Origin of the sequence: Micromonospora sp. CA-249363, assembly GCF_050950185.1 — a bacterium.
Lineage (GTDB): Bacteria > Actinomycetota > Actinomycetes > Mycobacteriales > Micromonosporaceae > Micromonospora.
Genome location: NZ_CP192020.1, coordinates 83,780 through 110,059, shown reverse-complemented (window position 1 = coordinate 110,059; position 26,280 = coordinate 83,780). Strand labels below are relative to the sequence as shown.

Sequence of the window (26,280 nt, the reverse complement as noted above, 5' to 3'; positions counted from 1 at the left end):
GCACTTTCTGTGGCGACAAAAAGAGCTATCCCACTCATCTCCACCACCGAAACTGCAAGATCGGCGCGTGCCATGCGTCACCGGCCGGACTACTTGAAAGTAACCTACGGTGCCGTAACCTGAGGGCGTGACCACCTCCGCCCCGCTTCGCCTGAAGCCGGTCGACATCGGCAAGCCCCGGATGCGCGGCTGGCTCCACACGTACGCCTTCTTCGTCGCCCTGGTCGCGGGCATCGTGCTCTGCTCGATCGCCGCGAGCCGCCCGGGCTGGGCGCCCCTGGTGAGCTGCGCCATCTACAGCCTGACGGTCTGCGGGCTGTTCGGCACCAGCGCCCTCTACCACCGTCGGGTGTGGTCGGAGCGCGGCTACCAGGTGATGCGCCGGATGGACCACTGCATGATCTTCGTGTTCATCGCCGGCACGTACACCCCGCTCTGCACCATGCTGCTCTCGACCCGGCAGGCCACCATCATGCTGGCCCTGGTCTGGGGTGGGGCTCTCGGCGGTGTGGCGCTGAAGCTCGTCTGGCCGCACGCGCCGCGCTGGGTCTCCGCGCCGCTCTACCTGGCGCTCGGCTGGGTCGCGGTCGCCATGCTGCCGGACATTCTGCACGGCGGCGGTGTCACGGCGTTGGTGCTGCTGATCGTCGGCGGCGCCATCTACAGCGTCGGCGCGGTGTTCTACGCCCTGCGCCGGCCCAACCCGTGGCCGACGGTCTTCGGCCACCACGAGTTCTTCCACGCGTGCACGCTGGTGGCCGCGCTGTGTCACCACGTCGCGATCTACTTCGCGCTGTTCGCCTGAGGCCAATCCGTTCCGGCGAGCCGTCGGACAGCGAAGACCCACCTGCGCCCTCCTCTGGCGAGGGCCGGGGGCGCAGGTGGTGGTGCGCGTCCTTTGCTCTGCTTCAACCCAGGAAACGCTCCGCGTCCGATAACCGGACACCGCCTGTTTCCTCTACTGAAGCAGAGCAAAGGACGCCTGCGGCAGTGTGGCCCTGCCGCCCAACGAGCCCAACGGCCCCAACGCGCTCGACGCGCCTGTGCTGCCAGAGATGCCGCGACACTGTCGCGCTCAGACGCGAGAGCCGGGACACCGCACAGTGCGGCACCCCGGCTCTTGTTCGGTAGGGGTCAGACCGGGCGGCCCGGCCGACGCACCTCGCGGTACTCCCGCATGACCTGGTCGTCCTGGACCGGCACCACGCGGTCGACCACCACCGGGTCCTCGCGGACCGGCGTGGCGACGACGGCACGACGGCGGTTGCTCCAGAAGTAGAGGGTGACGAGCAGGCCGGCGACACCGGCGAGCATCAACACCCAGCCGACGACGGACAGGTTCAACCAGCCCAGGTCGGCCTCCACGGCGAATGCGAAGATCGCGCCCAGCGCGATCAGGAAGATGCTGCCACCAATGCCCATGTCTCGCTCCTCGGCTCTAAGCTGGCGTACGACCCGCCGTGGGCCGTTGGTAGGGGGTGCGGCATCCCTGGACTTACCCCGGCAGGTAGATCGCCAATCGGGCAAGCTGGTGGCATGACGGACAGCCCCACCGAGGCGCGGACACTGGTGTTGCTCCGGCACGCGAAGGCCGAGCCGGGCAGCGAGGGTACGGACGACGCCCAGCGCCCGCTGAGCGCCCGTGGAGAGGCCGACGCGGCGGCGGCCGGCGCGTGGTTGGCCCACCACGACCTGCTGCCCGACGTGGTGCTCTGCTCGACCGCCCTGCGGACCCGGCAGACCTGGCACGGCGTGGCGATGGGCATGACGGGTACGCCCCCGGAGGGCGGGCCGACCGGTCCCCGCCCGAGCGTGCGTTACGAGCCCGGCGCGTACGACGCCCATCCCGAGGAGTTGTTGGCGCTGGTCCGGACGGCCGATCCGGCGGCCCGGGTGGTGCTGCTGATCGCCCACAATCCGGGCGTCTCGCTGCTGTCCGCGTTTCTCGACCCGGAGACGGCGGACGAGGAGGGACTGCGGACCGCCGAGCTGGCGGTGCACCGCAGCGCGGCCACCTGGACCGAGTGGGGCCGGGGCGCAGCGCCGATCGCCCAGCGGCACACGGCACGCGGCTGAGCCACCCGCGGTCCGGCGGGTGGCTCAGGCGTACGCGCTCAGGGGGTCAGGACGGCGGCGCGGTCGGCGGCGGAGGGTCCGGCGGCGGAGGCATCATCGCCGTGGGATGGGACAGCCGGTTCTCCTCCACGATGAGGGTCCGGGCCCGCTTGCGCCGGTCCTGCCAGAACCAGAGGGTGGTCAGCAGCACGGCGAGCCCGGCCAGGATGAACACCCAGCCGACCGCGCGCAGGTCGATCCACCAGACGTTGGCCCGGATCGCGAAGGTCATGATCGCGCCGAGCGCGATGAGAAAGATGCCGCTTCCTACACCCATGTGCGCTGCACTCCCCCGTGCGGTGGCTCTGGGCGTTCCCGTGGTCGAGGCGGGTTACCCGCCACGGCAGCGGCATACCCGACCGTGCCCGGCCAACACGCGCCGCATGCCGTGCCGCTCGGCTGGTGGCCCCGGGGAACGGCGACGGCCGGCGGGGCGCAGGCCCCACCGGCCGTCGAGAGGGTGCCGGGTGGTGCGACCCGGAACCGCTCAAGCGTGCCGTGGCACGGTCAGAAGGCCTCCTCCGGGAGGTCCATGATGTCGAGGTCGGTGCCCTCGATGATGCGCCGGTCGGCGCCGATGCGCGGCAGCACCTCACGGGCGAAGAACCGGGCGGCGGCCACCTTGCCGGTGTAGAACGCCTTGTCGGTGGCGGACACCTCGCCGGCGAGGGCCTTGAGCGCGACGTCGGCCTGCTTCTGCAGCAGCCAGCCGACGACCAGGTCGCCGATCGCCAGCAGGAACCGCCGGCTGCTCAGGCCGACCTTGTAGAGCGCGCGGGGGTCACCGGCCTGCGCCTCACCGAGCCAGCCGGTCAGCACACCGAGGATGTTCTGGATCTCGGCCAGCGCCTTGCCGAGCGCCTGCCGCTCCTCCTTGAGCTGGCCGTTGCCCGCCTCGGTGGAGATGAACTCCTGGATCTCGCCGGACACCGCCAGCAGCGCCTTGCCGTTGTCCCGAACGATCTTGCGGAAGATCAGGTCGAGGCTCTGGATAGCGGTGGTGCCCTCGTACAGGGTGTCGATCTTGGCGTCCCGAACGTACTGCTCCAGCGGGTAGTCCTGGAGGAAGCCGGAGCCGCCGAAGGTCTGGAGGGCCTCGTGGCCGAGCATCTCGTACGCCCGCTCCGAACCGACGCCCTTGACCAGCGGCAGCAGCAGGTCGTTGACCCGCTTGGCGAGTTTCGTGGCCTTCTCGTCGCCGGCCGCCTCGGCGAGCGCGACCTTGTCCTGCCAGGTGGCGGTGTAGAGGACCAGGGCGCGCAGGCCCTCGGCGTACGACTTCTGCAACAGCAGCGAGCGCCGCACGTCCGGGTGGTGGGTGATGGTGACCCGCGGGGCGGTCTTGTCGGCCTGCTGGACCAGGTCGGCGCCCTGCACCCGGTTCTTCGCGTACTCCAGGGCGTTCAGGTAACCCGTGGACAGCGTGGCGATCGCCTTGGTGCCGACCATCATGCGGGCGTACTCGATGATCATGAACATCTGCCGGATGCCGTCGTGCTTGTCGCCCAGCAGCCAACCCTTGGCCGGTACGCCGTGCTCGCCGAACGTCATCTCGCAGGTGTTGGAGACCTTCAGGCCCATCTTGTGCTCGACGTTCGTGGCGTAGACGCCGTTGCGCTCGCCCAGCTCACCGGTGGTCTCGTCGAAGTGGAACTTCGGCACCACGAAGAGGGACAGGCCCTTGGTGCCGGGGCCACCCACGCCCTCCACACCGACCGGGCGGGCCAGCACGTAGTGCACGATGTTGTCGCTCAGGTCGTGCTCGCCCGAGGTGATGAAGCGCTTCACGCCCTCGATGTGCCAGGACCCGTCGGGCTGCTGGACAGCCCGCGTACGACCGGCGCCCACGTCCGAGCCGGCGTCCGGCTCGGTGAGCACCATCGTGGAGCCCCACTGCTTGTCGATGAAGAGCTTGGCCCAGGCCTTCTGCCGCTCGGTGCCCTCGACGTGCAGCACGTGCGCGAAGGAGGGGCCGGAGGAGTACATCCAGACCGGCGCGTTCGCGCCGAGCACCAGCTCGGCGAGGGCCCACCAGAGAGCCCGCGGTGCGTTGGTGCCGCCCAGGGCCGGCGGGAGGTCCAGCCGCCAGAACTCCGAGTCCATGAACGCCTGGTACGACTTCTTGAACGACTCCGGCAGCGGCGCGGTGTGCGTGGCCGGGTCGAAGGCGGGTGGGTTGCGGTCGCTGTCCGTGTAGCTGGCGGCCAGGTCCTCGCGGGCCAGGCGGTCCACCTCGGCGAGGAAGCTCCGGGCCGTGTCGGTGTCCAGTTCCGAGTACGGCTCCTGGCCGAATGCCCGGTCCGCCCCGAAGACCTCGAACAGGTTGAATTCGAGGTCCCGAAGGTTGCTCTTGTAGTGGGTCATGCTCACTGGCCCCCGCTTCCGGACAGGTGTTACCGATCAGTAACCACGACTGTATTACTCGCGGGTAGGCAGCGACAACCCGATCAGCGGAGTGACGGCGATTACACAGTTCCCGCGCTCAGCTCTCGGCGGCGCCGACTTCCCAGCTCGGCACGGCCGACGTCACCCCCGTGCGGGAACCGACGTACTCCATGAGGACCAGCGCGATGTCGTCGTCCAGGCGACCGTGCACCCACTCGACGAGCGCGGTTTCGAGCGAGGCGAGCCCGTCGGCGACCGTTCCGTGTCCGAGCAGCCGCCACGCCCGGTCGGCGGTGGGGAAGAACTCGCCGTCCCGCCGGGCCTCGCCGAGACCGTCGGTGAACAACAACAGCCGGTCGCCCGGTTCCAGGCGTTCCACGCGGGGACGGACCGCCGGCATGAACCCGAGCGGCGGCGCCGGCGCCGGGGGCTCCAGCGGGATCACCGCGCCCCGGCGCAGCAGCAGCGGCGACGGATGGCCGCAGTTCACGATCGTGAGCGTTCCGCCCCGCTCCTCGACCAGCGCGGCGGTCACGAAGTCCTCGTCGCCGACGTTGCGGGCCACCGCGCGGTCCAGGTCGGCGACGACGGCACGCAGATCGGCCCGCTCGTAGGCCACGTGCCGGTAGGAGCCCAGGACGATGCTGGCCAGGCGGACGGCGTCCAGCCCCTTGCCGCGTACGTCACCGATGATCATGCGGACGCCGTACGGGGTGTCGATCGCCTCGTACAGGTCACCGCCGATCTCGGCCGTGGCGGTGGAGGAGATGTAGCGACCAGCCACCGAGAGCATGCCGATCTGCGGTCCGAGCGGACGCAGCACCGCCTGCTGGGCCACCGACGCGAGCTTGGTCAGCTCGGCGATCTGCTCCGCCTGCCGCTGTCGTACCCACGCCACCGCCACGGCCAGTCCGCTCGCGACCCCGACGGCGACCATGTTGACCGAGGTCACCAACATCATCCTCGGGTCGGTCATCGCGAAGGCGACCCCGATCAGGGTCGCCGCCGCGCCCACGGCCAGCACCACCCGCCAGGCCGCCAACGCGGCGGCCAGGATCGGGGCGGCGGCCAGGAGCGCGACGTAGTGGGCCCGGCGGCCGTCGGTCAGTTCCAGCAGCGAGACGATCGCGAGCAGGACGACGGCCGCGCCGAGGCCGGCGCGGGATCCGGGGCTCAGCGGGCTACGGCCCGACTGGAGGAGTCGCGTGGGTACGAGGGACAGCATGCCTGATCGACGTGAACCGGTGAATGAACCTGGCCCGTCGTCCGAGGATGTTCTGTCCGGCCGGCCCACGCTTGCAACCGTATCGGTGTTCCCCAATACGCTCAGCCGAGTACCTCGTAGCGAACGGTGAGCGCGCCGACGTCGACCGAGGCGATGGTCGCGAAGGCGGCACGGGACAGGTCGAGGCAGCGGCCGTCGATGAACGGGCCACGGTCGTTGATCCGCACGACGACCGACTTGCCGTTGCTCGGGTTGGTCACCCGGACCTTGGTGTTGAACGGCAGGGTCTTGTGCGCCGCGGTCAACTCGTTCGGGTTGAACGACTCGCCGTTGGCCGTGAGCTGCCCGTCCGAGTAGAAGGACGCGCCACACGATCCGCTGTCGAGGACCTTCGCCGCCGCCGTGGTCTTCTTGGGCTTGGGGGTCGGCTTCGGCGACGCGGTGCGGGCCTTGGCCCGGGAGGCGGCCTGCGGCGAGCGGGTGGCGGACGGACTGGCCGTCACGCTCGGCGTCGCGGTGGCGCTGGCGCTCGGGGAGGCGCTCGGGGAACCGGGGGTGGGGCTACCGGCGGTGGTGGGGGTGAAGTCCAACGCCGCCTGCCCCGACTGGCCCGAGCCCGAGGTCAGCTGGACCGCGCCGACCGTGCCGCCGACGGCCAGGGCGACGCCGACCGCCGCGGTGGCCGCGATGCCCGCCGGGGAGGAGAAGATGCGGGTACGGGAGTGCCTACCTGCCACCGGCCCGGTCCTTTCGTCGATTGAACAAACCGGGTCGGACCGTAACGAGAGAAGCACTTCCGAAGTCAACGTGATCATGGTGGTATGCCCTTATTTGCCCTGGTAGCTATAGCCGATCATCCGAGCCGGGGTAGGTCGAGCGGCCCAGGTGCGGACGCGCCGAGCGCGCGTGCCGCACGATGGACCGATGCCCACCGAACTGACCGGACGTCTGGCCGCCCTGTTCCGCTGGATCGATCCCGGCCCGGGCGTCAGCCACCTGGTCAGCGACATCTCCGGCTGGTGGCGCGACCCGACGGTGCTGGCCGAGCTGGGTCCGGCCCTGGTGGCCCCGTACCGGGAGGCCCGACCGACGGTGGTGCTCGCCCCGGCGGTCACCGGCCTGCTGCTCGGACCGCTGGCCGCGACCGCCCTCGGGGTCGGCTTCGTGGCCGCGAACAAGCCCGGTGACGGCAGGTTGCCGGCCGGCCCGCTCACCTGGGCGCAGAGCCCGCCGGACTACCGGGGTCGGCGGGTCGACCTGGCGGTACGGGAGCGACACCTCGGCCCCGACGACCGGGTGCTCGTGGTGGACGACTGGGTACGCACCGGCGCGCAGATCCGCGCCCTCTACGACATCTGCGCCGCGCGCGGCGCGCAGGTGCTCGGCGCGGCCGTGGTGGCCGTCGACTGCCCGCCGGAGACCGCCGCCGCGCTGCGGATCACCGGCCTGATCACCGGCGCGGAACTGCCGGGTTGACCTGAAGCGCCCTTCACCTTCGACGATCGACGCATGAGCGACGGAATCCTCGACGAGGCGTACGAACGGCTGCACCACACCGGTCCCGAATACGAGGGCTGGCTCTCCAACCACGGCCCGATGGCCGTGGAGGCGCTGGCCCGGCACGGGCACGAGCGACAGGTACACCGCTGGCTGGACGACTACCTGACCCGGCTGGACGAGTTGCCCCGCGGGCTACGTCCGATCGACGACTGGCGGGCGGCGCTGGGCGACGCGAAGCGGGCCGGCGACTGGCTGGCCCACTTCGACCGGCAGCTGCGCGAGGCGCCGTGGCGGGACGTGCTCGGCACCTGGTGGCCCCGACTGCTGCCCGGCATCGCCGCGGGCGCCACCCACGGGGTGATCCGGGTCGGGCACGCGGTACGCGCCCTGCACCTGCACGGGGCGAACCCGCCCCGGCTCACCGAACTGGGCCAGGCCCTCGGCTACTGGGCGGCCCGTTGGCAGCCGGTGCCCGGCGCCGATCGACTGCTCGCTGCGGCTCCGTCGGGCACCACCGCCGAGCAGGTCGACCAGGAGGGCCCGGACGTGGTCGCCGCGCTGACCGGACTGCCCCGCATCGACGACCGGACCGGGGGCATCCGGGAGCGGTTGGGGAGGCTGGTGAGCGTACCTCGATGGGAACCGGCGCTCGCGGCGCTGCGCCCCGCGCGGACGCCGAGCGAGGCGGAGCGCGGGCTCGGCACGCTCGTGCACCGCGCCGGCCTCGACTACCTGCGCTTCGGGCACGCGGAGCCGGTCATGCTGGTGCACGCGGTGACGGCGCCGACCGCCGTGCTGCGTACCCTGCCGGCACTCGACCGGGCGCTCTGGGCGCCGAGCTTCGCCGCGGCCTGGGCCGCGGCGGCGGCCGTGACCTCGGTGTACGCCCCGAGCGACGCGGTCGCGCCGCCGTCGGTCGCCACCGGGACCCCGGCGGAGGTCTTCGCGCGGGCGGCCCGGCACGGTGACGCGCACGTGGTCAAGCTGGCCGACGCGGTCCTCGATGCCCACGCGGCCACCGGTGACCGGCGGCTGCTCGACGCCGCCGGCTACGCGGCGCAGTTGATCTGAGCCGCGCCGGACGAATTACGACGGCGCGTCCGCCCTCGCTGGCCTAGCCTCGGCAGGATGTGGCCTCGGATCGGTGACCTGCGCACGCTCGCCCTCGGCACGCCGGGCGAGCTACGGACGACCCTGAACACGCTGGTGCTGGCCGGGGTCAAGACCGCGACCGCCGGTCGGCTGGCGGAGTACGCGCAGGAGGGCGAGGAACTGGAGCAGGTCGGCGAACGGCTGGCGCTCGTCGACGACGCCGACGCGTTGGCCGGTGTCGTCGAGATCACCGGGGTCGAGGTGGTCCGCTTCGGCGACGTGCCCTGGGATTTCGCCCGCGCCGAGGGCGAGGGCGACCGCTCGATCGAGGAGTGGCGGGCGGGGCACGCGGCCTACTGGGCGCGACTCGGCACACCCGTCGACGACGACACCCCGATCGTCTGCCTGCGCCTGCGGCTGGTCTCCGGCGGCGAGGGCGGCGTGGCCACCGGAGACCTGGGCACCTGAGCCTGCGTCAGCCGCGCAGCTCGGGCAGCAGTCGGGTCGCCACGTCGACCAGGACGGCCTCGTCGCCGGCGTACCAACTGCTGGCGCGCGGCCAGTGCGTCACGACGTCGGTGAAGCCCAGCTCCCTGGCCCGGCCGACCTGGTCGGCGAAGAACTGCGCGCTGGTCAGCGAGAACACCGGCGCGGAGTCCAGCAGGAGGTAGCGGTCCAGCGTCGCCGGGTCGCGGTCGGCCTCGGCGAGCGTCCGGTCCATCCGCGCGGACAGCGTCGACACGCTGGCCCACCAGCTCGCCAGGTCATTGTCGTCGCCGGTGCCGGTGGTCACCCACCCTTGCCCGAAGCGGGCCACCAGCCGCATCGAGCGCGGCCCGTTGGCGGCCACCACGAACGGCACCCGGGGCTGCTGCACGCAGCCAGGGTTGTTGCGGGCGTCCACCGCGGCGAACCAGTCACCCCGCCAGGTCGTGCCGTCCTGGCGCAGGATCAGATCCAGCAACTCGGTGAACTCGGCGAAGCGGTCGACCCGCTGGCGCGGCGGCAGCGTCTCACCACCCAGCACCGCCGAGTCGAAGCCGATGCCGCCGGCACCGAGACCGAGCAGCAGTCGACCGTCCGACATGTCGTCCACCGTGGTGATCTGGCGGACGAACGCGGCGGGTTGGCGGAAGTTCGGCGACGCCACGAGCGTGCCCAGTCGAATCCGGGACGTCACGGTGGCGGCCGCCGTCAGGGTGCTCATGGAGTCGAACCACGGGCCGTCGACCAGATCACGCCAACCCAGGTGGTCGTACGTCCACGCGTGGTCGAAGCCCCACTCGTCGACCTGCCGCCAGCGGTGCTGCGCCTCCGACCAGCGCTGGTCCGGCAGGATCACGATGCCAATCCGCATGATCGCCAGCCTACCGGGACTCGCGTGTGATCCAGGTCACAGATCGCTTCGGTAGGGGCGTCCTGCTCGGCTCCGACCTCGTTGCGAGCAGGCACCCGAGGGGTGCCGCCCGAGCAGGAGAGAGACGACATGACGAAGGTGACCGCGCAGCTGTCGGTGTCCCTGGACGGGTTCTATGCCGGCCCACGGTTCGACGGCGACGGGGACTGGATCGACTCGGCCGAAGCCGCCGGCTTCTTTCGGGTCACCCGCTGGGCCACCGAGGCGGCAGCCTGGCGCGAGCGGCAGGGCTTCGCCGGTGGCGAACGCGACGCCAACTCCGACGTGATGGCCGAGACGTTCGAGGCAGCCGGCGCGTACGTCATGGGACGGCGGATGGCCGACGGCGGCGAGGTGCCGTGGGGCGAAGAACCACCGTTCCGCGCACCGGTCTTCGTCGTCACACACCGGCCCCGCGAAACCCTGCGGCGCGGCGGTGGCACGAGCTTCACCTACGTCACCGACGGCGTGGCCAGCGCGGTCGAGCAGGCGCGCGCCGTGGCCGGTGGCAAGAACGTGGCCGTGGCCGGAGGCGGCAGCCTCGTGCGACAGGTACTCAAGGCCGGCCTGCTCGACGAGTTGGAGCTGCACGTCGTACCGGTCGTGCTCGGCACCGGCCTGCGGCTCCTCGACGCCGACCTCGACCTCGGCGACAAGGAGGCGATCGAGTTGACGCCGAGCCGGGTCATCCACACCCCGCAGGTCACCCACATCCGGTACGTGGTGGACGGTCGCGCCCCGCTCGTGCTCGACGACCGGGGCCGGGGCGGCGGACCGACGACGACCACCAACTGACGTCACAAGGGGAGTTCTCATGCCACAGCTACTGCGGGTGCAGTGCTTCAACGTCTCGCGCGACGGGTTCGGCACCGGGGAGGGGCAGAGCCTGGAAAGGCCCTTCGGCCACGCCGACCCCACCGCGCTGTTCTCCTGGCGTTCCGCCACCGCCAGCTTCATCTACCGCACCGAGCCCGGCGGAACCCGTGGCCTGGACGACTACCTGACCCGCGACGCCGAGCACAACATCGGCGCGGAGATCATGGGGCGCAACAAGTTCGGCCCCCAGCGTGGGCCCTGGGAGAACCACGAGTGGCAGGGATGGTGGGGCGACAACCCGCCCTTCCACACGCCGGTCTTCGTGCTCACCCACCACGTACGGCCGTCGTTCACCCTCGCCGACACCACGTTCCACTTCCTCGACGCCACCCCGGCCGAGGCGCTGGCCCGGGCCAAGGAGGCGGCCGACGGTCGGGACGTACGCCTCGGCGGCGGAGTGGCCACCATCCGCGCATTCCTCGACGCCGACCTGGTCGACACGATGCACATCGCCGTCGCGCCCGTCGACCTGCACCGGGGCGAGCGGCTGTGGGAAAGCCCGGACGAACTGCTCGACCGCTTCCACCTGGAGTCGGTGCCCAGCCCCAGCGGCGTCACCCACCTGCTGTTCTGGAGGCGGTGACACAGCGGAGACACCAGCCCGCCCCGCTACCTGGCGTAGGGCTCGCCGGAGGTCGCGACCCAGACCAGGAACACGATCGTCGCAACGACCCCGGCGACCGCGACAAGAAGGGTGACCAGGGCCGCGCGAGGCGCGTTGCGCCGACGAAGCTCCCACGCCGCCGTCAGGTGGAACAGAAGCGCGAACATCTCGGACCCGGCGAGCCACAGAAAGGCGACGAAGCTCAACAGCCCTTCGGGCAGGTCGCGGCCTTCGACCATCGTTTCGGCACCCCATGCGGCGGACGCCCAGAAGGGCACGGCCAGGCCAGCGAGTACGTACACCGCACGGTAGGAGACAGGGGCGGAACCGTCAGGCAGGACGGCGGGCTGGCGGGGTGGCTGCGGCGGGGGCATGCTCGGACGCTAACGACACAGCTCTGTGCGGAATATCGACCGACCGGGCCGGGGCATGCATCGATATGCCCGGTTCGGCGCGGGTGGACAAGGCCGACGGCCCGGTTACGGCAACCGTCGGCGCGATCAGCCGCAGACTCCGCAGCAGCGCAGCCGCTTGGACGAGCGGACGATCGTCGATCAACTGGCGGCGACGGTGCTCTCGTTCCTGCGCCGGTATCAACCACCGGTCCGCTCGACCTCGCGCAGCATCAGGGCAAGGCTCTGCGATCGGCGTTCGGCTGGGAGGGCTTCCCACGCCTGGCGTGCGTAGGCGACCCCGCCGGCCCGGTCGCCAGCTTTCGCCATGGTCAGGCCCCGGTGCAGCTCGATGTGCGTGGCGAATCGGGGTAGGCCCGCCGGCCGCGTCCGGTCGGCCTCTTGCTGCGCCTCGCTGCCCGGTCCGAGCATGCCGAGGCGCGCATACAACATGCTGCGGAAGGTCGCCATGCGCCACGGCGGTACGGCGGTGTCCGAGACTTCGCCGTCGGGCGACGCAACGTGATCGAAAACCCGTCGGGCCTCAGTGTCGTGCAAGATCGCCCCGGCCTCGTCGCCGCGCCCGGCTGCGACGTGCGCCTGTGCCATGAGCGCCTGTACGCGCCCGAGTGACGGCCGGTCGGATAGCGCAATGGCCTGTTCGGCGTAGCGCTTGGCGGTGGTCAGCGACGCCCCTTCGTAGCCGAGGGCGATAGCAGCCCTCCCGCGTACCCACACCCGCACACCGAGGTCGTCGGACCGGTCAGCGGCCGTTGCCGCGAGGTCGTACCAGCGGATTGCCTCGACGGGGTTGGGCGTGGTCTTGCCGTAGGTCACGAGCGCTCGCGCTGCGTGTGTCCACATGCGCGGCGTGTCGAGGTGCTGTTGCAGGATCACGAGGTCGCTCGCGAGACGCGCCTGAAGGACCGCCGCGCCTACGGCCATGTAGTCCCGCCCGTATTGGTCGACTCGCTCGCGCCAGTCCTCCTCGGCCCCTCGCCCATCAAGGGCTGCGCTGAAACCGGCCCGGATCAGCTCACCGGCTACTACGGGGCCGACGGCACCCGCCGCGAGCCCGAGCACCTGTCGACGGTTCACGTCACCCTCCCCGAATGCCCGCGCGTAGGCGAGCACGATGTCAGGGGTAGCGGTTCGTCGTCCTGCCTCGACGTTACTCAGATGCGAAGCCGAGTAGCACGACCGCGCCGCCACCGAGGCGAGCGAAACGCCGGCCTCGATGCGAGCTTGACGCAACTGCCCGCCTAGATCTTCCACGGGTCCCCCTGCTGAAAGCCGCTGAAAGCATCGACCTACTTCCCAGCGTAGTCCTGTCATCGCAGGGTGGAACCAGACGGCGCGACCGGCAGGGACCCGAACCCGACGGACGTGTTCGTACCGGGGCCGCCCTGTCCGGCGAGCACTTACGGGGCGGCCCCTTCCAAGACGACAGCGCGAAGGAGGCAGCGTGCGTTTCTCGTTCCGGCGCAGCAAACAACCTGTTCCGAAGATGCCTGCACCTCGTCCTGCCCCGTCGCTTCCGGCCTGGGTCACTGCGCACACCGAGGCGTTCCGGGTGGACGAGGTCGGCCGGGTGGGTCGCCTGACCCGGGCTCAGGAGTTCCGGGCGAACGGGGGCCAGGAATGATATCCGGGCAGATTTCTGTCCCCGAGCGAGGACCGGTCGCGGACCACCCGCGCCAGCACGGCCAAGCCCCGCCGCACACGCCGTTACGCCCACACTGGGCGTGCCGCTCCGACGGTCAGCCGTGGCCGTGTCCGACCGCGCGACTCATGCTCAAGGCGGAATACGAGAACAAGATGCCGAGCCTGTCGATCTACCTGGCCGGGCTGTTCTACGAGGCGATGCGCGACCTCTACCACCTCAACCCGCACGACGGGCCGAGCCCGCGAGCCCTGTTCGACCGGTTCGTGGGATGGGGACCGTTCCGCAAGCCGATTGTCGAGCCCGCGACGTCGAACACCGGCGCCTAGATTCCCGCTCGCCGCCGTCCTGGCCAACGGCGGCCACCCGGGCGCACCGAGCACAACCGGCGCGGGGAACGCATCTCCGCACAGCGAGAGCAACGGAAGGGATCGCACATGACCGTCACCACAAGCACGCCGGAGAAGACCGCCGCCGACCCCCGCACACTGGTCGACGCCGAGACGTTCGGCAAACTGGTCGCCTACTTCGCCGCCGACGTCCACGTCACCCGTTCCTACGCGGAGCGAGCCGTCGAACAATTCCTGATCTTCCTCAAGGCGCACGCCGACAACGTGACGAACGAGGACTTCGGAATGCCTCTGCCGGACGGGTCGATCGGTCGCGTCGTGCCGACACTCCCGGTCGACGCGGTGTGGCACTCGGTGTTGCAGCACACCGTGCCGTATAACGCCGCGTGCGAGCAGGTCGCCGGAGGCTTCGTGCACCACATCCCCATCCTGACCGAGGGGATGATGGACGGGACCGCCGTGACCTTCACGCTCGCGGCGCTGCACCGGACCGGCTACCGCGTCGACATGGAATTCTGGTACGGCGAGGCCGAATCCTGCTGCCCGCCCAACCCGCCGCAGCCCGGCGGTAAGTGATCAAGAGGTAGCCATGCGCCGCGAATGGGCCGCCCTGCCCAAGACAGTCGTGACGGAGATTGCCGAGCGCGTCGGCGGAATCATCGGCGTACGCGCGGCTCCGACCGGCAACCACGCCGAGATCGCGTCGACCGTCGTCGGCACGTCCGGCATGGTCTTCGTCAAGGCCGCCTCGACGGGGCGGAGCGTCCAAACGCTGCGCTACGAGCTGACAGCAACCAGGGCGGTCGACTGGTTCCCGCCGGCCGTCCTCTGGCACTTCGAGCGGGATGGCTGGTTGGTGGTGGGGGCCGAGCTGCTTGACGGCCCTCACCCCGACCTGTCTCCCGGAAGTCCAGATCTGGAGTTGCTGCTGGTAACCCTGAAATCACTTCAGGGCACGCCGGCCCCGCCAGGGACGTGGTTCACCCCGTCGGGCCGACTCGGGTTCGCACTGCCCGAGATGCAGGGTCGGACGCTCGTTCACTCCGACATCAACCCGACCAACCTCATCCGCACGGCGACGGGAATGCGCGTCGTTGACTGGGCGTGGACGACCGAGGCCGCTGCGTGGGTTGAGCTGGCTCTGCTCGTGCAGTGGCTGATAGGTAGTGGTCACAGCCCGGCGCAGGCCGAGGAGTGGCTGGCGCAGTTCCCCGCTTGGGCCTCGGTCGGTCACGACACTCTCGACGCCTTCGCCGCGATGAACGCCGCGAAGTGGGAGGTAAAGGCCGAGCAGAGCAAAGACGGTTGGGTGCACGATCTCGCGGCGTGGACCGGCGAGTGGGCGCAGCACCGGAGCTCCTATACCGCCAAGCCATAACGCCGGGCAAGAATCGGCGCGATACCCAACAATGATCTTGAAATGTCGAAGGTCCTGACTGCCAAGCGGGCTGCCAATGATGACGCGGCCTTCGTCCAGGGTCGGTACGGCTTAGCGAAGCCCCTGACCAAGCGCTTGGCCGCACCGACCAGTGGAGCGGGTGACGGAAGTCGAACCGCACCGTCAGCTTAGGAAGCATACGAGATCCCCGCTGAAGCCCGTCGTACACCGCTCGGCGACTTCACGAGCGGTCCGGAGGGACCCCTGTTGACTTCGACTATCGGCCACTAATGACCCAAGACGCCCAATCAGATTCGCACACAATGATTGTTGGAGGCTAGGCGTCGTGAAGGCCGTCACTGGAAGCAGCTTTTGCTAGCTTGCCTCCAAGATTTTTCCAAGGAGGCGGCAGATGCTTAAATGAGGCTTTCCTGCTCGCACTGACGTCGACGAACGACCTTTCGTGAAAGGAGTGGGTTCCCGAGAAGGTCGTAGAGCCGTTAAACTTGGCTTTAGTAAAGTAGAGACCACCCTTAGATCCGGCTGTCATATGATTGAACTGTGCCACTGCTTGGAACCGACTGGAATTAAATTCCATATCGAAGTTCCTCGTGATCCTGTTGAAGTACACCCCGCCTATGAAGTTCACATTGGTGAAGCCCGCGTAGGCGTCGAACACTCCGCCACTGAATATTGCCGACTGCACGAAGATGGCACCGTCAAACCGTGCTTCTCCCCTGAAATGGCACCAACTGAAGGATGCATCCCCATAGAACACGGCTCCCTCGCAATTGAGATCAACGAAGGCGCAGTTATGGAAGTCTACGTCTACCAGCGTGGCACCACTCAGAACCGCACTAACGTCCGTCCATGCAGGATCGCCGTATTCGTTCGGCTGAGGTCCACGCCGCCTGGATAGACGCTTCGTCCAACTCTCTGAGGACTTGACAACTTTAGGACTACGCAGACGTGAAGCAAAGACGCCCTGGATCGTTAGACGCACCTGAAGCTCTTCATATCCATTGCGCTGCTCGATCGAATCCGCGGAACTGACGATTAAAACCTGCCCCTTGTCGCTGACTTGCACTTCGGATTTCGGCTTCTCGAAGGGCCCTGAGAAAGGCATGCGGAGATACGCGGCGAGCACCTCCACACACATCTGCCGCCCCTCCGCCCAGTCGTCAGCTAGGGCCTGGAATGCGTATACGCCGGATAGACGGACTGCCGCTTTTTCCGAACCTAGTTGTTCAGCAGCAGCCTTGAAACGTTCGTTGTATAGTTTTATGTCGTCACGCCGAGAATTCAACTCGGCTCTGCGATCGTCTTCCTCCTGCAACCGCTGTTTGCGATAGGCGACAGCTAGGGCGACTACAGCACCGACACCGGCTACTACCGCCAACGCCAATTTGACGCCGTTGTAGACCTCCCCGAGAGTTGCGGTGCCCCCTCTCGGCAACTTGGGTGATCCTAGAGCTAGCCACAACAGGTAGGATGCTCCCGACGCGAGGAACAATGCACTTAGCAGCAGTATTAGAATGTGGCGCACCAACCCGACCTTAAAGACTTTCTTACGCACCACATCACCTCTTTTCCGTTTGGCATACTAACTCGGATCAGGCGGGGACACCCGCAGTGGATTGTCCTCCTTGTCAGGAGGCTTGACGAAGGCGACAGACCGGCACTGAGGCGAGCTGGTGGTTCATCCCGGTCCAACTTGACCTAGAACCACGGAAGCCCTGGCGGGACGTGTGTCCTGACCAGGGCTTCCGCACGTGGAGCGGGTGACGGGAATCGAACCCGCACTGTCAGCTTGGGAAGCTGATGTTCTGCCATTGAACTACACCCGCGAGCGGCACCACTGTACCCGAGTCGTCGCAGCCGTGCACCCAGCCACCCCCACGTGCCGACCACCCCCGCTCGCGCCCGAAGAAGTTTCCAGACGGCAACATATGGCCGTTCTCAAATGCATCGATGGGTTGTAACGTCGGCCACACCTTGCCAGCCATGGCGTGACACACCCCCTGCCGCGCCGCCAGAAAGAGGTGGGCCCATGGGACTCCGTCCCAACCTGCTGACCCGGCGTGTCGCCGGTGTCGCGTCGACGACCCTCGCACTGCTGCTCAGCACCGCCGCGATGGGCGTCGTGCCGGCCGCTTCGGCCTTCTCCGCGGCACCCGGTGGCACCTGCGCGGAGCCGGCCGACAGCCATGCCAACACCCGGGCGAAGCCCGGTGCCCCAGCCCTCCACGAGCCCAACGAGCTGACCGCCAAGCAGGTCCGCGATCGTGACGCCGACCTTGCGGCGGCGTTGCGCGAGCGGGCCAACTACCGGGCCGGCGCCGGTGCCACGACGCTGACCGCCACCGTCACCATCCCGGTGGTGGTGCACGTGATCCAGGAGAACAGCACCCGGGCCGGCGGCAACATCCCCGACTCGATGATCACCTCGCAGATCAGCGTGCTCAACCAGGCCTACGCGGGTGGGACCGGCGGTGCGGCCACGGCGTTCGCCTTCCGACTCGACTCGATCAACCGGGTGACGAACCCGTCGTGGTACCCGATCGTCTACGGCTCGTCGGCGGAGCGGTCGATGAAGTCGGCGCTGCGGGTGGGCGGCAAGAACACGCTCAACATCTACCTCGGCGAGTTGAGCGACGACCTGCTGGGCTGGGCGACCTTCCCACAGCGCAAGCTCAGCAGCACCGACGGCGTGGTCGTTCTCGGCGAGTCGCTGCCGGGCGGCACCGCCACCAACTACAACCAGGGCGACACCGGCACGCACGAGGTGGGCCACTGGCTGAACCTCTACCACACCTTCCAGGGCGGCTGCGGCGGCTCCGGCGACGGTGTCAGCGACACCCCGGCCGAGGCCTCACCGGCCTACCAGTGCCCGACCGGGCGCGACACCTGCTCGGCGACCGGCCTGGACCCGATCACCAACTTCATGGACTACACCTACGACTCGTGCATGTACCAGTTCACCACCGGACAGGCGAGCCGCATGCTGACCGCGTGGAACGCGTACCGCGCGGCCTAGCTCTCCTCACGTACACCAGGTGCCGGCTCCGTCACGACGGAGCCGGCACCGGCGTTTTCATCCCCAGGACCGTGGTCAGGCGGCCGTGCACTGGACGTCGCGGTTGCGGCGGGTCGGGCGCTTCTGCGGTACGGCGGCAGGCGCGGCCGCCGCGGGCGGTGTCTGCGGATCGAGCCAGACCTGGACGGCCGGATGACCCACCGCGATGCCCAGGCCGTGCTGCTCGCGCCGGGTCAGCATCGCCACGTCGACGGTGAACTCGAACAGTCGCCAGTCGACCTGCGGCTCCGCTCGGGCGCTCTGCGCCAGTCGGGCCACCCGGACCGGATCGGTGACCGGCCAGGCGTGGCCCGCCACGTACGCCTCGTCGTCGCTCTCCTCCGGGGGGAACGAGTGCAGCGCGTAGCGGCCGTCCCGTTCGAGGTCGCGGCGCTTCGGCGAGTCGATGATGAAGCAGAACAGACCCTCGTCGGTGATGACCGGGGAGACCGGATGGACCCGGGGCCCACCGTCGGCACGGACCGTGGCCAGATAGCCGAAGCCCGGCCCGTACTGCTGCAGGAGAACGCGGATCCCGTCGGCGAGGCGGGGCTCGTCGGCGGCGAAATCGGACCAGGAAGCCATGCGGGCATTCTATCGAACAAATGTACGAGGAGCGACCTCGACACGCTGGTCACCGCCCACCTCGCTATGGTGGTCCGATGCTGCTCTCCGACCGTGACCTGGTCTCCGAGATCAAGGCCGGCACGCTGGGCCTGGAGCCGTTCGAGCCCACCCTGGTCCAACCCTCCAGCATCGACGTACGACTCGACCGACTGTTCCGGGTCTTCAACAACCATCTCTACACCCACATCGACCCGGCGATGCAGCAGGACGACCTGACCTCGGTGGTCGAGGTGCCCGACGGCGAGCCGTTCGTGCTGCACCCGGGGGAGTTCGTGCTCGCCTCGACGCTGGAGGTGATCTCGCTCGGCGACCAGCTCGCCGGCCGACTGGAGGGCAAGAGCTCACTGGGCCGCCTCGGCCTGCTCACCCACTCCACCGCCGGGTTCATCGACCCGGGCTTCTCGGGGCACGTCACGCTGGAGCTGTCCAACGTGGCGAACCTGCCGATCACCCTCTGGCCGGGTATGAAGATCGGTCAGCTCTGCATCTTCCGGCTCTCGTCGCCGGCCGAGCACCCGTACGGCTCGGTGGTCTACGGGTCGCGTTACCAGGGTCAGCGGGGGCCGACGCCGAGTCGCTCCTGGCAGAACTGGCGCGCCTGGCCGACGCGCTAGGGGACGACGAGGGCCCGCCGCGAGCGATCGCGACGGGCCCTGAATGCGTCCGGTCAGCCCGGACGGCCGTAACTGTGGATGGGCCCGTCGTCGACCTTCTTCATCTTGACGGGCACACCGGCCTGGGAGGCGTGCACCACCCAGCCGTTGCCGACGTACATGCCGACGTGGTGGATGTCGGAGTAGTAAAAGACCAGGTCACCCGGGCGCAGGTCGCCCTTGCTGACGTTCCTGGTCACCCGGCTCTGCGCGGCGGCGTTGTGCGGCAGTGACACACCGGCCTTCGCCCAGGCGGCCAGCATCAGCCCGGAGCAGTCGTACGACTCCGGCCCCTCGGCGCCCCACACGTACGGCTTGCCGATCTGGGCACAGGCGAACTTGACCGCGATGCCGGCGCCGCCTCCGGGGTAGCTGGCCGGGCAGGGCGCCGGACGCAGCGGACCGCCGCCGCCGTTGCCGTACACCTTGAGGCGCAGCTTCTGCAGCCGGTCGATCTCCTCGTTGATCTGCTTCTTCTTCGCCGCCAACTGGGCCTCGGTGCGGGTCAGCTGGGCCACCATCTCGTCCAGCGGGGCCTTCTGCCGGGCCAGCTCGTTGCGCAGGTCCGCGACCTGACGGACGTCCTCCTGCTGGTTGTGGGCGAAGCGGTCGAGCATTTCGAGCTGACCGACCATCTCGCTGGGCGACCGGCTGCCGAGCATCGTGTTGACGGTCGACAGGTTCTCACCCATGTACGCGCGGACGGCCAGTGCGCTGACCTTGTCCATCGCGGCGTCGACCTGACGCTCCAGCGGCGCGATGCGGGCGGCGAGCGCGTCGGCCTGCTTGCGCTTGAGGGCCAGGTCGGCGCGGGTGGCGTTGTGCCGCTCGATGATCGGTTCGAGCTTGTTCCAGTCGTCGTCGATCTGGCGTTCGATCTCGGCGACGGACGGGTCGGCGTGGGCCACCGTGGCGCTGCCGGTCAGGACGACGGCGACGCCGACCAGGGCGGCGAGGGCGGTGGTGAAGCGGGACCAGCGTGGACGCGGCACGGTCGAGGTCGGGTCGGCCGGAGCCGACCGTCCGGACGACGGCCGCGGGGCTTGGAGGGCCACCGGGTTCCGTACTCCTTCTTCCTGACCGCCTACCGGGTTAGCTGACGGGTTCGGGCGGGAAGTGGGCGCCCTACCGCAGGGACTGCGGATTCACCCCGGGAACGTGGGTCCCCGGCTCGCTCGCGAGCGACTCGGCGGTGTCGGTCCGTTACCGCCCGGGGTGGGCAGACCTGCTACCGGGCCGACGAATGACCAGAGTAGAGACGGCCGTTACCGATCCGCAACCCGTGCGGCCGTGACACTCCGTACCGATTGGGGCGGGCCATCGAGCGGATGTGAAGGATTCTTTCCGCACGTTTCGAAACATGGAAAGGTATTGACGCAAGCCGCCAGGCAGCGCGAAGGTGACCGCACCGATACCCGTTCACATGTAGGGGGTTCGATGAAACGTCCGATCCTGCTCGCCATCGCGCTCGTCACCGCCGTGGCGGCCGTACCGTTGCCCTCCGGCCCGGCCTCCGCGGCCCCCGCCGCCGACCGCCAGCAGCAGTACGCCGCCGCGGCCACCGAGTACGGCGTGCCGGTCGACGTACTGCTCGGCGTCTCCTACCTGGAGTCGCGCTGGGACAGCAACGCCGGCACGCCGAGCACCAGCGGTGGCTACGGCCCGATGCACCTGACCGATGCCCGCCACGTGACCGCCCTACCCGGGCGCGGCCACCACGACTCCCCGGGAGAGGACCCGCGCGGCGACGGTTCCCGTCGTGCTCTGACACCCGCGCCCGCCAGCGAGAACGCGCCACCCACCGCCGCGCTGCAGACCGTGGACGCCGCCGCCGCGCTGACCGGCGCCACCGTCGAGGCGCTGCGCACCGACCCGACGACGAACCTCCGGGGCGGCGCCGCGCTGCTGGCCGCGTACCAACGGGAGATCGGCGCCCCGGTCGGAGTCGGCACCGACCCGGCCACCTGGTACGGCGCGGTGGCCCGCTATGCCGGCGCGGACAGCGCCGATGCCGCGGCGGCCTTCGCCGACGAGGTCTTCACCACGATCGGCGCCGGCGAGACGCGGGTGACCGACGACGGCCAGCGGGTCACGCTCCCGGCCCGAGCGGTACGACCCGAGCGGTCCTGGCTCGACCGGCTGGGACTGCGGCGACTCGCCCGCCCGGACGGGTTGGAGTGCCCCCGCACCGTGTCCTGTGAGTGGATCCCCGCCCCCTACGCGGCGTTCGGCGACGGCGACTACGGCAACCACGACCTGTCCGACCGGCCCGCGCGGCAGAAGATCGAGTACATCGTCATCCACGACACCGAGGCGAGTTGGGCGACCACCCTGCAACTCGTCCGAGACCCGACCTACGTGAGCTGGCACTACTCGCTGCGCTCGGTGGACGGCCACATCGCCCAGCACGTCCGCACCAAGGACGTCGCCTGGCACGCCGGCAACTGGTACGTCAACGCCAAGGCGATCGGGCTCGAACACGAGGGCTTCGCCGCGCAGGGCACCTGGTACACGGAGGCGATGTATCGGACCTCGGCGAAGCTTGTCCGGCATCTCGCCCTGCGCCTGGGCATCCCGCTGGACCGCCAGCACATCATCGGCCACGACAACGTGCCCGGCACCACCGCATCGACGGTCCGCGGGATGCACTGGGACCCGGGGCCGTACTGGGACTGGACGCACTACTTCGACCTGCTGCACGCCCCACGGCTGGACACCGGCACCCCGGCCACCGGGCTGGTCCGGATCGACCCCGACTACGCGACCAACCAGCCGGCGTTCACCGGATGCGTCACCCCGGGGACGCCGTGCGCGCCACGCGGCTCCTCGTCGGTGGTGCTACGCAGCGCGCCGTCGGCGGACGCGCCGCTGGTCAACGACATCGCGCTACGCCCCGACGGCACGCCGAACACGATGGACGTGTCGGACCACGGCGCCCGCGCGTCCGCCGGCCAGACGTACGCGCTGGCCGGCCGGGAGGGCGACTGGACGGCCATCTGGTACCTCGGGCAGCGGGCGTGGTTCCACAACCCGGCGTCCGCGCCGACGGCCACCTGGACCGTCGGGATGGTGGTCACCCCGAAGCCCGGCCGGGCCACGATCCCCGTGTACGGGCGGGCGTACCCGGAGCAGGCCGCCTACCCGGCCGGCGTGCCCTACCAGGCGATCTCACCGTTGCAGTACACCCTCGCCGCCGGCCAGCGGTACGCCGTCGGCGCGGTGCTGCCCGGTGAGTACTACCGGGCCAGCACGTTCGACGGCTCCTCGCCGGGCGACTGGACGGTGATCCGGGGCCAGAACCGGTACGCCCAGATCCAGTTCGGCCACCGCGTCATGTACGTCGACCTCGCCGACGTGCAGCTCCTGCCGTCACCGGTGGGCGCACCCCGCTGAGGAACCACGACGGCCCCCGGTCGGTGTGACCGGGGGCCGTCGTCGTGCGTGGTGGGGGTCAGCCAGGTCGGCGGAACCCGGCGACCGGCATCGTGTTGATGCTGGACACCTGCACCGGTTTGCCGGCGCGTGGTGCGTGCACCATCTGGTTGTTACCCAGATACAGCCCGACATGACTCAGGCCGGAGTAGAAGAAGACCAGGTCACCGGCGCGGGCGTCGGCGCGCGAGACGGCCTTGCCCTCGTTCCACTGGTCACCCGTGTGGTGGGTGAGGTAGATCCCGGCCGACTTGTAGGCGTACTGGGTCAGGCCCGAGCAGTCGAACGCGTTCGGGCCGGTGGCGCCCCACACGTACGGATCGCCGACCTGCTGGCAGGCGGTCCTGATCGCCTTCTGCGCCGCCGCGGAGACCACACCGTTGATGGTCGGGCAACCGGCGGTCTTGACCGTGGTCTTCGGCATCGACGCTTCGAGCTTCTTGATCTCGGCGTCGATCTGCTTCTTCTTGGCCGCCAGCTCGCTCTGCTGCTTGGTCTGGGTGGCGATGAGCGCGTCCAGCTTCTGCTTCTCGCCGTCGTACTTGGCCCGGACGGCGAGCACACCCTCGACCTGCTTGCGCTCCTGGGCGGCGAGCCGGTCGAGGAGGGTGAGCTGCTCGGTGAGCGTGTCCGGCTTGGCGCTGACCAGAAGCGCGCCGATCTCCTGCGAGGGACCCGACATGTAGTAGCGGGACGCGAGGTCACCGACCCGGTTGAGGGCCAGCTCGCTCTGCAGGGCCAGCGGCTCGATCTTCTTCTGCAGTTCGGACGACTTCTTGCGGTTGACGTTGAGTTGCGCCCGCACCTTGTTGTACTTCTCGATAGTGGGCTCCAACTCCTCCCACTTCTTGTCGATCTGCGCCTCGATCTCGTCGACCGTCGGCTCGGCCTGCGCCGGCACGGCGATCATCCCGGCACCGACCGCAGCGGCGGCGACCAGCACGATCAGGCGACGAGCGACCCCGCGAAGTCGAACGCGCGACCCTGGTGCGTGACGATGAGGGGGCATGGTTGCCACCGGCACCGACTCCTTTGCAACCGACCGCCGGGCGCCTCGCGTGAGGGAAGGGCCGAGGCAGACGACCCACAGCGGTCGGTGCACCACATTAGGGAAGCGCCGGACCGGAATCAAGGCGAGGCGAGTCACCGTCACTGTCGCGCAACCGCTTGCACACCAAGTGTGTTGGTCAATTAACCAACGATTGCTGTCAATACGTCATCGAGTGTCACCACGCCGAGCGGACGACGACCGTCACTGACCAGCACCATGTGCCGCCGTTCCCGACGCATGGCCAGCAGCAGATCGGCGAGCGTACGGTCCGGCGGCACCACCGCCAACGGCCGGTACACCGCCGCCGGCACCGGCGCTCGGCGACCCTGCCCGGCGTACCCCAGGACGTCCTTGACGTGCACGAAACCCAGCACCCGCCGGGTGGACCGCTGCACCACCGGAAACCGGGACCGGCCGGTACGGGTCGCCAACACCTCCAGCGACGCCGGCGAGACGTCCTCGGCCACCGTCGTCACCGTCGACCACGGTTGCAGGGCGTCCGCCGCCGTGCGGGTGTGCAGGGCCAGAGCGCCGGTGATGCGGGCGTGCTCCTCGGCATCGAGCAGCCCCTCCGTACGCGCCTGCGACACCAGCCCGGCCAACTCCTCGGCGGTGAACACCGTCTTCACGGCCTCCGTCGCCTCGATCCGCCAGAGGGCCAGCACCCGGCGAGCCGCCCACTTCATGGCCAGCAGCAGCGGCTTGGTGGCCACGCAGAACGCCAGCATCGCCGGACCCAGCCAGAGCGCGGAGACCTCCGGGCCGGCCAGCGTGATGTTCTTCGGCACCATCTCGCCGACCACCGTGTGCAGGAAGACGACGACACCGAGCGCGAGCACGAACGCCACCGGGTGCACCGCACGCTCGGGCAGACCGGCGGCGTGGAACGGCGACTCGAGCAGATGGGCCAGCGCGGGCTCGGCGATCGCGCCGAGGCCCAGCGAACAGACCGTGATGCCGAGCTGCGCGCCGGCGATCATCAGCGGGATCTGGTTCATCGCCGACAACGCCCAGCGGGCCCGCTTCGAACCGGCCGCCAACGGCTCGATCACCGTCCGGCGGGACGCGATCAGCGCGAACTCACTACCCACGAAGAAGCCGTTGCCGAGCAGCAGCAGCACGGCCACCAGCAGCTCAGTCATCGGCGTCCGGCTCCGCCGGGCGCAGCACCCGGACCTGCTCGATCCGGTGCCGCTCGACCTCCACCACGGTGAACTCCCAACCGTCGGCGTCGACCGTCTCGCCGGGCAGCGGGATGTGCCCGAGCCGCGCCAGCAGGAAGCCGGCCAACGTCTCGTACGGCCCCTCGGGCAGCCGGAAGCCCGTCTGCTCGACCAACTCGTCGAAGCGCAGCACCCCGTCGACAAGCACCGTTCGCTCCCCGCCCGGAACGGTCAGCTCGAAGGGCTCGGCGTCGTCCACGCTGGCCGGATCGAACTCGTCGGCGATCTCGCCCACCAACTCCTCGACCAGGTCCTCGATCGTCACCACCCCGTCGGTGCCGCCGTACTCGTCGACGACGATGGCCAGGTCGGCGCCGGCCGCCTTCAACGCCGCCAGCACGCCGTCCAGGTCCAGGCTCTCCGGCACGTACACCGGCTCACGGGCCACCGCGGCCACCACTGTCGACGCCCGCGCGGCCAGCGGCACACCCAGCGCGTCCGGCACGCCCGCCACGCCGGTGACGAGGTCCAGGGTCTCCTCGTACACCGGGAAGCGGGTCCGTCCCGTCCGCCGGGACTCCTCCAGCAGCTCGGCCACGGTCGCGGTGGCCCGCAGCGCGACCACGTCGACCCGGGGGGTCATGGCCTCGGCCGCGCGTTTGTCGCCGAACCGGATGGTGCGGCGCAGCAGCATCGCCGTGTCCGGCGGCAGCGCGCCCGCGCGGGCCGAGATGGCGGCCAGCAGGCCCAGTTCCTCCGGCGACCGGGCGCTGGCCAACTCCTCCTGCGGCTCCACGCCGAGCGCCCGGACCAACCGGTTCGCCGAGCCGTTGAGTCCCCGGATCAACCAGCCGAACGCCCGGGAGAAGGCGTGCATCGGCCCGGCGGTGGCCAGCGCGGCGGGCATCGGCCGGGCCAGCGCCGCGTTCTTGGGTACCAGCTCGCCGAAGAGCATCGAGATCAGCGTCGCCAGGGCCAGCGCCAGGAACGGGGTGAACCGTTCGGTGCTCTCCCCGGTCACGGGACGCAGCAGCGGGGCGAAGATCCGAGCCAGCGCCGGTTCGGCCAGGTAGCCGGTGAGCAGCGCGGTGATGGTGATCCCGAGCTGCGCCCCGGAGAGCTGGAAGGACAGCTCACGCAGCGCGGCGCGTACCGTCCGGGCGGCGTCGTCGCCGGCGGCGGCCCGCCGGTCGATCTCCGCGCGGTCGACCGTGACCAGGGCGAACTCGGCCGCGACGAAGAACGCGTTGCCGGCGGTCAGCGCAACGAACCCGACCAGCGGCAGCAGCGTCATCAAGAGCA

Annotated in this window: 26 protein-coding genes, 1 tRNA gene, 2 pseudogenes and 1 riboswitch; of the genes and pseudogenes, 13 read left to right on the top strand and 16 right to left on the bottom strand. The window is 69.7% G+C overall.

Annotation, left to right across the window (positions count from 1 at the left end):
• Positions 1-127: 127 nt before the first annotated feature.
• On the top strand, positions 128-805 hold the full coding sequence (trhA, locus tag ACQPZK_RS00535) for a PAQR family membrane homeostasis protein TrhA (protein ID WP_433536401.1): 678 nt from the start codon (positions 128-130) through the stop codon (positions 803-805).
• A 329-nt stretch (positions 806-1,134) separates the two neighbouring features.
• On the opposite strand, the gene ACQPZK_RS00530 is transcribed toward trhA, so the two are convergent.
• Entirely contained in the window at positions 1,135-1,422 is a 288-nt protein-coding gene (locus tag ACQPZK_RS00530; RefSeq protein WP_433536400.1) for a DUF6458 family protein, read from the bottom strand.
• A 114-nt stretch (positions 1,423-1,536) separates the two neighbouring features.
• Between ACQPZK_RS00530 and ACQPZK_RS00525 the strand changes: the two genes are divergently transcribed.
• Complete coding sequence (locus ACQPZK_RS00525) at positions 1,537-2,076, top strand: SixA phosphatase family protein (RefSeq protein WP_433536399.1); 540 nt, start codon at positions 1,537-1,539, stop codon at positions 2,074-2,076.
• 46 nt (positions 2,077-2,122) lie between these two features.
• Here the strand turns inward: ACQPZK_RS00525 and ACQPZK_RS00520 are convergent, their stop codons facing one another.
• The 5 genes and pseudogenes from ACQPZK_RS00520 to ACQPZK_RS00500 form a co-directional block, all read right to left on the bottom strand.
• The gene (locus ACQPZK_RS00520; RefSeq protein WP_007454197.1) at positions 2,123-2,392 is read right to left on the bottom strand and encodes a DUF6458 family protein; all 270 of its coding nucleotides are present in this window, start codon (positions 2,390-2,392) and stop codon (positions 2,123-2,125) included.
• A 230-nt stretch (positions 2,393-2,622) separates the two neighbouring features.
• Positions 2,623-4,479, bottom strand: a complete 1,857-nt coding sequence (locus ACQPZK_RS00515; protein WP_433539067.1) for an acyl-CoA dehydrogenase — start codon at positions 4,477-4,479, stop codon at positions 2,623-2,625.
• Positions 4,480-4,597: 118 nt separating this feature from the next.
• Positions 4,598-5,410 (bottom strand): annotated as a pseudogene (locus ACQPZK_RS00510) (PP2C family protein-serine/threonine phosphatase); the annotation flags it as partial.
• Between the two features lie 65 nt (positions 5,411-5,475).
• A pseudogene (locus ACQPZK_RS00505) lies at positions 5,476-5,725 on the bottom strand (serine/threonine-protein phosphatase); the annotation flags it as partial.
• 101 nt (positions 5,726-5,826) lie between these two features.
• Complete coding sequence (locus ACQPZK_RS00500; protein WP_433536398.1) at positions 5,827-6,462, bottom strand: septal ring lytic transglycosylase RlpA family protein; 636 nt, start codon at positions 6,460-6,462, stop codon at positions 5,827-5,829.
• A 187-nt stretch (positions 6,463-6,649) separates the two neighbouring features.
• Between ACQPZK_RS00500 and ACQPZK_RS00495 the strand changes: the two genes are divergently transcribed.
• Genes ACQPZK_RS00495 through ACQPZK_RS00485 form a run of 3 tightly spaced genes read left to right on the top strand, consistent with a single transcriptional unit; the run spans position 6,650 to position 8,785 of the window.
• Complete coding sequence (locus tag ACQPZK_RS00495; RefSeq protein ID WP_433536397.1) at positions 6,650-7,201, top strand: phosphoribosyltransferase family protein; 552 nt, start codon at positions 6,650-6,652, stop codon at positions 7,199-7,201.
• A gap of 33 nt (positions 7,202-7,234) precedes the next feature.
• Entirely contained in the window at positions 7,235-8,296 is a 1,062-nt protein-coding gene (locus ACQPZK_RS00490) for a questin oxidase family protein (RefSeq protein WP_433536396.1), read from the top strand.
• Between the two features lie 57 nt (positions 8,297-8,353).
• A complete protein-coding gene (locus ACQPZK_RS00485; RefSeq protein WP_433536395.1) occupies positions 8,354-8,785 on the top strand; it encodes an ASCH domain-containing protein in 432 nt (143 codons plus the stop codon).
• 7 nt (positions 8,786-8,792) lie between these two features.
• On the opposite strand, the gene ACQPZK_RS00480 is transcribed toward ACQPZK_RS00485, so the two are convergent.
• Positions 8,793-9,674, bottom strand: coding sequence for an LLM class flavin-dependent oxidoreductase (locus ACQPZK_RS00480; protein ID WP_433536394.1), 882 nt, complete (start codon positions 9,672-9,674; stop codon positions 8,793-8,795).
• Between the two features lie 129 nt (positions 9,675-9,803).
• Here ACQPZK_RS00480 and ACQPZK_RS00475 point away from each other — a divergent pair, with 129 nt between their 5' ends.
• Both ACQPZK_RS00475 and ACQPZK_RS00470 read left to right on the top strand, forming a co-directional pair.
• On the top strand, positions 9,804-10,508 hold the full coding sequence (locus ACQPZK_RS00475) for a dihydrofolate reductase family protein (protein WP_433536393.1): 705 nt from the start codon (positions 9,804-9,806) through the stop codon (positions 10,506-10,508).
• Between the two features lie 19 nt (positions 10,509-10,527).
• Complete coding sequence (locus ACQPZK_RS00470; protein WP_433536392.1) at positions 10,528-11,172, top strand: dihydrofolate reductase family protein; 645 nt, start codon at positions 10,528-10,530, stop codon at positions 11,170-11,172.
• A 26-nt stretch (positions 11,173-11,198) separates the two neighbouring features.
• Here ACQPZK_RS00470 and ACQPZK_RS00465 read toward each other — a convergent pair whose 3' ends face one another.
• Both ACQPZK_RS00465 and ACQPZK_RS00460 read right to left on the bottom strand, forming a co-directional pair.
• Positions 11,199-11,567, bottom strand: a complete 369-nt coding sequence (locus tag ACQPZK_RS00465) for a hypothetical protein (RefSeq protein ID WP_433536391.1) — start codon at positions 11,565-11,567, stop codon at positions 11,199-11,201.
• A gap of 219 nt (positions 11,568-11,786) precedes the next feature.
• A complete protein-coding gene (locus ACQPZK_RS00460) occupies positions 11,787-12,860 on the bottom strand; it encodes a helix-turn-helix domain-containing protein (protein ID WP_433536390.1) in 1,074 nt (357 codons plus the stop codon).
• Between the two features lie 366 nt (positions 12,861-13,226).
• On the opposite strand from ACQPZK_RS00460, the gene ACQPZK_RS00455 reads away from it, so the two are divergent.
• The 3 genes from ACQPZK_RS00455 to ACQPZK_RS00445 all read left to right on the top strand — a co-directional run bounded on the left by ACQPZK_RS00455 (position 13,227) and on the right by ACQPZK_RS00445 (position 14,976).
• Positions 13,227-13,577, top strand: a complete 351-nt coding sequence (locus tag ACQPZK_RS00455) for a hypothetical protein (protein ID WP_433536389.1) — start codon at positions 13,227-13,229, stop codon at positions 13,575-13,577.
• Between the two features lie 108 nt (positions 13,578-13,685).
• The gene (locus tag ACQPZK_RS00450; RefSeq protein WP_433536388.1) at positions 13,686-14,174 is read left to right on the top strand and encodes a hypothetical protein; all 489 of its coding nucleotides are present in this window, start codon (positions 13,686-13,688) and stop codon (positions 14,172-14,174) included.
• Positions 14,175-14,187: 13 nt separating this feature from the next.
• The gene (locus ACQPZK_RS00445) at positions 14,188-14,976 is read left to right on the top strand and encodes a phosphotransferase (RefSeq protein WP_433536387.1); all 789 of its coding nucleotides are present in this window, start codon (positions 14,188-14,190) and stop codon (positions 14,974-14,976) included.
• A gap of 337 nt (positions 14,977-15,313) precedes the next feature.
• On the opposite strand, the gene ACQPZK_RS00440 is transcribed toward ACQPZK_RS00445, so the two are convergent.
• Both ACQPZK_RS00440 and ACQPZK_RS00435 read right to left on the bottom strand, forming a co-directional pair.
• Positions 15,314-16,552 (bottom strand): pentapeptide repeat-containing protein, encoded by a 1,239-nt coding sequence (locus ACQPZK_RS00440; protein ID WP_433536386.1) that lies wholly within the window; start codon positions 16,550-16,552, stop codon positions 15,314-15,316.
• 197 nt (positions 16,553-16,749) lie between these two features.
• Positions 16,750-16,823, bottom strand: a tRNA-Gly gene (locus tag ACQPZK_RS00435).
• A gap of 203 nt (positions 16,824-17,026) precedes the next feature.
• On the opposite strand from ACQPZK_RS00435, the gene ACQPZK_RS00430 reads away from it, so the two are divergent.
• A complete protein-coding gene (locus tag ACQPZK_RS00430; protein WP_433536385.1) occupies positions 17,027-18,013 on the top strand; it encodes a zinc metalloprotease in 987 nt (328 codons plus the stop codon).
• 75 nt (positions 18,014-18,088) lie between these two features.
• Here ACQPZK_RS00430 and ACQPZK_RS00425 read toward each other — a convergent pair whose 3' ends face one another.
• Positions 18,089-18,637: a pyridoxamine 5'-phosphate oxidase family protein gene (locus ACQPZK_RS00425; protein ID WP_433536384.1), complete on the bottom strand. Its 549-nt coding sequence runs from the start codon at positions 18,635-18,637 to the stop codon at positions 18,089-18,091.
• 77 nt (positions 18,638-18,714) lie between these two features.
• Here ACQPZK_RS00425 and dcd point away from each other — a divergent pair, with 77 nt between their 5' ends.
• Positions 18,715-19,293 (top strand): dCTP deaminase, encoded by a 579-nt coding sequence (gene dcd / locus ACQPZK_RS00420; RefSeq protein ID WP_266247661.1) that lies wholly within the window; start codon positions 18,715-18,717, stop codon positions 19,291-19,293.
• Between the two features lie 53 nt (positions 19,294-19,346).
• Here dcd and ACQPZK_RS00415 read toward each other — a convergent pair whose 3' ends face one another.
• Positions 19,347-20,387 carry an NlpC/P60 family protein gene (locus ACQPZK_RS00415; RefSeq protein ID WP_433536383.1) on the bottom strand — a complete coding sequence of 347 codons (1,041 nt, stop codon included), beginning with the start codon at positions 20,385-20,387 and terminating at the stop codon, positions 19,347-19,349.
• 12 nt (positions 20,388-20,399) lie between these two features.
• Positions 20,400-20,534, bottom strand: a riboswitch (cyclic di-AMP (ydaO/yuaA leader).
• A gap of 235 nt (positions 20,535-20,769) precedes the next feature.
• On the opposite strand from ACQPZK_RS00415, the gene ACQPZK_RS00410 reads away from it, so the two are divergent.
• Positions 20,770-22,725 carry an N-acetylmuramoyl-L-alanine amidase gene (locus ACQPZK_RS00410; protein ID WP_433536382.1) on the top strand — a complete coding sequence of 652 codons (1,956 nt, stop codon included), beginning with the start codon at positions 20,770-20,772 and terminating at the stop codon, positions 22,723-22,725.
• A 58-nt stretch (positions 22,726-22,783) separates the two neighbouring features.
• Here the strand turns inward: ACQPZK_RS00410 and ACQPZK_RS00405 are convergent, their stop codons facing one another.
• From ACQPZK_RS00405 to ACQPZK_RS00395, 3 genes are all read right to left on the bottom strand, one after another.
• A complete protein-coding gene (locus ACQPZK_RS00405) occupies positions 22,784-23,788 on the bottom strand; it encodes an NlpC/P60 family protein (protein WP_433536381.1) in 1,005 nt (334 codons plus the stop codon).
• 167 nt (positions 23,789-23,955) lie between these two features.
• Complete coding sequence (locus ACQPZK_RS00400) at positions 23,956-24,957, bottom strand: hemolysin family protein (RefSeq protein ID WP_433536380.1); 1,002 nt, start codon at positions 24,955-24,957, stop codon at positions 23,956-23,958.
• Positions 24,950-26,272: a hemolysin family protein gene (locus tag ACQPZK_RS00395; RefSeq protein WP_433536379.1), complete on the bottom strand. Its 1,323-nt coding sequence runs from the start codon at positions 26,270-26,272 to the stop codon at positions 24,950-24,952. The genes ACQPZK_RS00400 and ACQPZK_RS00395 overlap by 8 nt, the downstream gene beginning before the upstream one ends.
• Positions 26,273-26,280 lie beyond the last annotated feature (8 nt).